At 52.8% G+C, this 6,314-nt stretch carries 6 protein-coding genes; 2 read left to right on the top strand and 4 right to left on the bottom strand.

What is annotated here, in order from left to right; genetic code table 11:
* Window positions 1-320: 320 nt before the first annotated feature.
* Window positions 321-1,241, bottom strand: coding sequence for a heterocyst differentiation master regulator HetR (gene hetR, locus PN477_RS02610; protein ID WP_417158737.1), 921 nt, complete (start codon window positions 1,239-1,241; stop codon window positions 321-323).
* A gap of 226 nt (window positions 1,242-1,467) precedes the next feature.
* Between hetR and PN477_RS02605 the strand changes: the two genes are divergently transcribed.
* Window positions 1,468-1,605: a hypothetical protein gene (locus PN477_RS02605; protein WP_272121695.1), complete on the top strand. Its 138-nt coding sequence runs from the start codon at window positions 1,468-1,470 to the stop codon at window positions 1,603-1,605.
* 53 nt (window positions 1,606-1,658) lie between these two features.
* Here PN477_RS02605 and typA read toward each other — a convergent pair whose 3' ends face one another.
* The gene (gene typA / locus PN477_RS02600) at window positions 1,659-3,452 is read right to left on the bottom strand and encodes a translational GTPase TypA (RefSeq protein ID WP_272121693.1); all 1,794 of its coding nucleotides are present in this window, start codon (window positions 3,450-3,452) and stop codon (window positions 1,659-1,661) included.
* Window positions 3,453-3,559: 107 nt separating this feature from the next.
* On the bottom strand, window positions 3,560-3,739 hold the full coding sequence (gene tatA / locus PN477_RS02595) for a twin-arginine translocase TatA/TatE family subunit (protein WP_417158736.1): 180 nt from the start codon (window positions 3,737-3,739) through the stop codon (window positions 3,560-3,562).
* A gap of 96 nt (window positions 3,740-3,835) precedes the next feature.
* On the opposite strand from tatA, the gene PN477_RS02590 reads away from it, so the two are divergent.
* A complete protein-coding gene (locus PN477_RS02590; RefSeq protein WP_272121689.1) occupies window positions 3,836-4,594 on the top strand; it encodes a phycocyanobilin:ferredoxin oxidoreductase in 759 nt (252 codons plus the stop codon).
* 34 nt (window positions 4,595-4,628) lie between these two features.
* On the opposite strand, the gene PN477_RS02585 is transcribed toward PN477_RS02590, so the two are convergent.
* Window positions 4,629-6,134 carry a sensor histidine kinase gene (locus tag PN477_RS02585; RefSeq protein WP_272121687.1) on the bottom strand — a complete coding sequence of 502 codons (1,506 nt, stop codon included), beginning with the start codon at window positions 6,132-6,134 and terminating at the stop codon, window positions 4,629-4,631.
* Window positions 6,135-6,314: the final 180 nt, after the last annotated feature.

Raw genomic sequence — 6,314 nt, 5'->3', positions numbered from 1 at the left:
TGGGGTTGCTGTAAATCAGGCTCGTTAATTGGTGTTTTTCACGGTTGGCAGGTTTGAGGATTGCTCGAAAGAGATACGGTGCTTAAAGGTCAGTCGCTGAATTAAGAATCTTCGTGCGTTTACGCCGGAGAGTGTCAACAGAAGTTTATACAAAATTTATACAAAATTTGATGGGAGCTTCATGGTAGGGGGATCAACCCCCCAGCCCCAGCCAGTATAGTGAAATTCAGTAGATGCACCCTGATAGTAAGGAGGCTTCCATTCGGAAGCCTCCTTTTTTTGTCTTGCTGTAGACCCTGGTCGCCTCTGACCTTAGAGATCTAGGTTTCTTGCGGATCACCAAAGACCATTTGCAGCACCATGGTGGGATTGCCTTGTTCGTGCCATTGATCGGCCCATGCCCGGATCACATGGTCTAAATCGGCCTTGGCGGCTTCGAGGTTTTCGGGGGGAATGTCGAGTTCTTCGAGGAGGCGCATGGCGTGGGGTTTTTCCTCGGCCCAATCGCGCATCATGCGGAAAAAGCGGGCGGTATCGTCCACCATGGTGTAGGTGCGTTCTTCTGGGCCGCTGGGGGAATAGGTGGGGCGCAGGAGGGCATAGAAGGGGAGGCCCCAGGGGTTATCGACGCGCATCACGGTACCGGAGTAGATCAGGCGGCGTTTGATATGTTCGCCGAGGGCTTCGCTCATGGTCATGCGACGTTCGGCGGGGAGTTCTTCTTGCGATCGCAAATGCAAAAACTCAATCAATTCAAAAAACTGAAATGAGTTGATCAATTGCGCATTGGGTAAATCGGCGGGGAGTTTATCTTCAATGTATTGTTTTTGTTCCCCCGTGAGATTGGTTTGGACCAGGCGCGATGCGTGGGCTAACACGGATCGCCCCGCTTCCCAAGGGTATTTTTCCAGCCACACATAGGGAAACTGAATTAGATAGCGCGGTTCTTGAGACCCCAGCATCTTCAAGAGTTTCCCTTTCGTCAATGCCTGGCGGATTTCATTGACAATCACCTTCACCCGCTTCGGCTCAATGTGGTGCAAATGCCCCGTCATGCGGATGTTTTCACCCTGCTCGATGTAGGTTGTGTAGATCGCACATTTCGCGGCGGTGGCGGCGGCATCTAAAAATGCACCATGGCGATGGCCACCCACTCGCATCGCACTAAACGCCAGATAGAACAGAATTTGATCCATCGCGCTGGGATCAAGGCTGTTGATCAAATCTTGATCGGTTGAAATTTGGGGAGATAAGGACATGGTTAGGGAATTTTCGGATGACTGCGTGTTCCAATCAAGCTCGGCATGACTCACAATAGTAACTGCCCAGCCCACTCAACTTCAGCACCCTAATGCGACGAGATGGCTATTGCGGTACAAGGGCTAGACGTAAGACACACTCAGAGCATCTAGAGCGAATCTTACATACCCTAAACATATCACACTGAAATTCATCAAGTTTGCCAGCATGAGCGAGGAAAAGCGGGGACAGCGGGCGATCGCTGCGATCGCCTCAACCCCCAAAATCCCCCACACCATCCCGAAGGATGACAACGCCGACAGAGCAGATCAAACTGACCCAGTGCCACGCACCGGATCAGTTTGATCGGAATGAGCGGGATTCTATTGTTGCGATCGCTGCAACAACCGGAGATAACTCTAGCGTTTGGCCAGCTTCTTCATGTCGATTTTGCGTAACCGGATCGATTGTGGCGTGATTTCCACCAATTCACCGGGGCCAATGTATTCCAACGCCCGCTCCAAATTCATCTCCACCGGCGTTTGTAGTTGCACCAATTCATCCCCACTCGCAGCGCGATGGTTGGTGAGTTGCTTCGCTTTGCAGATATTGAGATCCAGGTTTTGGGGGCGATTGTGCTCCCCGATGATCATACCTTTATAGACCCGCGTGCCCGGTTCAATGAAGAACACACCGCGATCTTCCGCATTTTTCAAGGAATAGAACGTCGCCGTCCCTTCCTCAAAGGCCACAATCACACCGTTGTAGCGGGTTTCCACATTCCCCAGCAGCGGCCGGTATTCCAAGAAACTATGGTTCATAATCCCTTCACCCCGCGTCAGGCGAATGAATTCACCCCGGAAACCGATCAAACCCCGGGCCGGAATCACAAATTCCAGTTGGGTGCGGCCGTTGATCCCCACTTGCATATCCTGCATTTCACCCTTGCGCTGCCCCAAACGTTCGATGCAACTGCCCACAGCAGCTTCAGGCACGTCTAAGACGAGATATTCAAACGGTTCGCAGGGTTGGCCGGAGATTTCGCGATAAATCACCTGGGGTTGAGACACTTGGAACTCGTACCCTTCGCGGCGCATGGTTTCGATCAAAATCCCCAGGTGCAATTCACCCCGACCGGAGACGGAAAATTTATCCGGGGAATCGCTTTCTTCGACGCGGAGGGCGACGTTGGTTTCCAATTCGCGGTAGAGGCGATCGCGCAATTGCCGCGACGTGACAAACTTCCCTTCCTGACCCGCAAAGGGCGAATCATTAATCGAAAACGTCATCTGTAACGTCGGTTCATCAACGCTAATCAGCGGCAACGCCTGGGGATTGTCCGGACAGGTAATCGTTTCGCCAATATTGGCATCGGCGAACCCCGCCACCGCCACAATATTACCGGCAGAGGCTTCGGGGATTTCCACCCGCGCCAAGCCGTTAAAGCCCAGGAGTTTAGAAATTTTGGTTTTCACAATACTGCCATCATCTTTATAGAGGGCGGCCTGTTGTCCCGCGAAGATCGTGCCGTTGTGGATGCGACCAATCACAATCCGCCCCAAATACTCGGAATAGTCCAGGGTGGTGACTTGGAGTTGGAGGGGCTTTTCGGGATCACCGGCCGGCGGGGGAACATGCTGCAAGATGGCATTAAACAGCGGCTCCATATCTTGGCCATCTTCGGCTAGGGTTTCTTTGGCGTAGCCATCGAGGCCAGAGGCGTAGAGGGTGTTGAAATCACACTGATCATCGTCTGCGCCCAGTTCGACGAACAGGTCAAAGACTTTATCCACGGCGGCATCGGGGTCGGCATTGGGGCGATCGATTTTGTTGACGACGACGATGGGGCGCAGGCCTTTTTCGAGGGCTTTTTTGAGGACAAAGCGGGTTTGGGGCATCGGGCCTTCGTTGGCATCGACGATCAGGATGCAGCCGTCTACCATGCCGAGGACGCGCTCGACTTCACCGCCAAAATCAGCGTGGCCGGGGGTGTCCACGATGTTGATTAGGGTGTCTTTGTAGCGGACGGCGGTGTTTTTGGAGAGGATCGTGATGCCGCGCTCCCGTTCCAAGTCGTTGGAGTCCATGACGCAGTCGGGCACATCTTCGCCTTCGCGGAAAATTCCGGATTGTTTGAGCAGGGCATCAACAAGGGTGGTTTTGCCGTGATCGACGTGGGCGATGATGGCGACGTTGCGAATAGGAAGCGACATGGTTGACCTCAAACGGGGCAAGGAAACTATAGATTTCTTAACATTCTACACTGATTCCGGTCGGGAATTTCGGAGCGGAATGGGTGGAGAGTGGGGGATGGGGATCTTTAGGGGCGATCGCTCTCCTCTTCTTCATTTTCATCCGGGCTGGGATTTTCCATTTCGTCTTTAAATCCCCGCAATGTTTTGCCGAGGGCACTGCCAAATTCGGGAATTTTTTTCGGGCCAAAAATGAGAATCCCCACCACTGCAATCACGGCCACTTCGGGCCAACCTAAACCAAACATATTGCTTTCATCCTGACTGAACTTAATGTTTTGTAATCTCTCGGCCAGGCCGGGATCACCCCCAGTATATGCTTGATGTTGCACGCTGCTGAAGGAATGGAAACCCCTATGTCCCCGATCGCCAACCCGCCCCAACTCCGCACCGAACTGCATCCCCTGATCGAACGATTGGCGAATTGCATTCTTCAGGTTTGGCATCAGGAACTTGACCTCGAACCCTACCCCCTGCCGGAGGAATTGGGCTATGTGGAAGGCAAGCTCGAAGGGGAGCGGCTCCGGATTGAAAACCGTTGCTATCAAACCCGCTCGTTTCGCAAACTCCATTTAGAACTCGCCAAGGTGGGGAAAAATCTCGACATTCTCCATTGTGTGATGTTTCCTAATTTGGATCATGCGTTGCCCATGTTCGGCTGTGATTTGGTGGGGGGACGGGGCCAAATTAGTGCGGCGATCGTCGATCTGTCCCCCACTCAACTTGATCGACAGTTACCCCTCGGTTATCAAACGGCATTGCACGCCTTACCCGCGCCGCAGTTTTCCCAGGTGCGCGAGTTGCCGGACTGGGGAGATATTTTTTCGGACTTTTGTTTGTTTATTCGTCCGGAGGGGGAGACGGAAGAAACGGCGTTTATTGAGCGGATTGAGAGCTTTTTAACGATCCATTGTCAGCAGGCGATCGCCGCATCCCCCCTACCCCCCGATCAAATCCATGCCAACTGGCACGGCCAAGCCAACTACTGCACCAAACAACGCCAAAACGATAAAACCCGTCGCGTGCTCGCGGCTGCCTTTGGGGATGACTGGGCAGATTTTTACATGAATACGGTGCTGTTTGATTTACCAGATGCTCCTTAGCCCATGGTTGTCAGGCCCCGGTGGGGACGGGGGATTAGGCAGAGATTAATTGGGGTACAATGTGGGCAGCAGGCGAGAGAAGAGTGGGGACGGCTTCGAGATGGGCGGGGGTAACGGGTAAGACAATTTGAAATTCAGTTCCTTGCCCAAATTGCGAGGTGCATTGAAGATGGCCGTGGTGCTTGTCAACGATGATTTGATAACTAATGGACAGCCCTAAGCCTGTGCCACGACCGACGGGCTTGGTGGTGTAGAAGGGATCAAAGACCTTCGTTAAGGTTTGGGAGTTCATGCCAATGCCATTGTCTTTGATGCGGATCGTGATCCACTGATCCGTTTGTGCTGTGGAAATTTCGATCGCGGGTTGGTCGGGTTGGTGCTCTTCGAGGGCATCGATCGCATTGGCCAACAAGTTCATAAACACTTGATTGAGTTGACCGGGGTAGCATTCGAGGGCGGGTAGCTGATCGTACTGTTTAATAATCTTGATTTCGGGGCGATCGCTGCCGGCTTTGAGCCGGCGGTTGAGAATCATCAGGGTGGAATCTAGACCATCGTGCAGATCGGCATACTTGCGTTCGGCTTCGTCAAGGCGGGAGAAATTACGGAGCGATCGCACAATGTCACGAATCCGACTCGTGCCGACATCCATGGATTGGAGAATGCGGGAAAAGTCAGCTTGGATAAACTCCCACTCTTCAAGATCGCAGATCTGACTAATCTGCTCATCGAGTTCAGGGTGATAGGTTCGATAGAGGGTCAAAATATTTGCTAACGTCGTGGCGTATTCTTGGAGATGACTGAGATTACCGTAGATGAAGTTGACGGGATTATTGATTTCGTGGGCAATGCCTGCCACCATTTGCCCCAGACTCGACATTTTTTCGCTCTGGACTAACTGGGCTTGGGTGGCTCGCAGTTCTCGCACCGTGGCTTCGAGTTGGGTGTTGCGATCGATTAAGGTGGCTTCAGAGGTGCGGAGAGCCGCTGCGGCTTCGTGACGCTCTAGCATTTCTAACTGGAGTTTTTGGAGCGTGCTTTGGAGGGCACGGGTGCGCTGTTCGACCCGCATTTCCAGTTCTTCGTTTAATTGTTTGAGGGTGGCTTCAGCCTGTTTGCGTTCATTGATTTCCCGCTGCATGACTTGATTCACGAGCACCAACTGATTGGCACTGGGGAGAGAGAGGATCTTCTCAAACCGAGGCAAGAGGATCACGAGCAAGTCCAGCCCACAGATGACGGTGATCCACAGGAGCGCGATCGCCCCCACGGAATGGGGATGAAACCATTGCCACGTTTCGCCGAGCAAGGCAAGGCTAAGGAATGTCGCCATCAACACAATCATCAAGGTGAGGCGATTGCAGGGCACATGACGACGGTTTGCGACTAAATACGCGAGGGTTCCGGGCACTGCACTAAAGAGCAACGCGAGGCACAGTAAGCCCAGGACATGAGCGAGGCTTGTCACGGACTGTAGAGAGAATCCACTATCGACTAAAACAGTTGCGATCGCGACATTACTGACACCATTAAGACTCATAACTGCTCCTTTGCTCCTCTGCTCGGTGCTTATTCTTGAGCTTGACATACTCCCCCACTAAACCCTACGGGCTATAGTGGGGGATTCTGAACAGCCAGTTACCTGACCATTTATCCACTCAAACAACGAGAGTTGCAGAGGGTTGCTAGGCTCAACGACTAACGCCATTGATTTATCCTG

It is taken from the genome of Spirulina subsalsa CS-330, from assembly GCF_028330765.1.
Classification (GTDB): Bacteria; Cyanobacteriota; Cyanobacteriia; order Cyanobacteriales; family Spirulinaceae; genus Spirulina; species Spirulina subsalsa_A.
Note: the sequence above shows the minus strand (reverse complement) of the source record. Positions and strands in the feature narration are given on the sequence as shown.

Excerpts from the sequence above, each read along its gene's own strand:
- typA (WP_272121693.1), bottom strand. The coding sequence starts at position 3,452 with ATGTCGCTTCCTATTCGCAACGTCGCCATCATCGCCCACGTCGATCAC.
- PN477_RS02590 (WP_272121689.1), top strand. The coding sequence starts at position 3,836 with ATGGAAACCCCTATGTCCCCGATCGCCAACCCGCCCCAACTCCGCACC.
- PN477_RS02585 (WP_272121687.1), bottom strand. The coding sequence starts at position 6,134 with ATGAGTCTTAATGGTGTCAGTAATGTCGCGATCGCAACTGTTTTAGTC.
- tatA (WP_417158736.1), bottom strand. The coding sequence starts at position 3,739 with ATGTTTGGTTTAGGTTGGCCCGAAGTGGCCGTGATTGCAGTGGTGGGG.
- PN477_RS02605 (WP_272121695.1), top strand. The coding sequence starts at position 1,468 with ATGAGCGAGGAAAAGCGGGGACAGCGGGCGATCGCTGCGATCGCCTCA.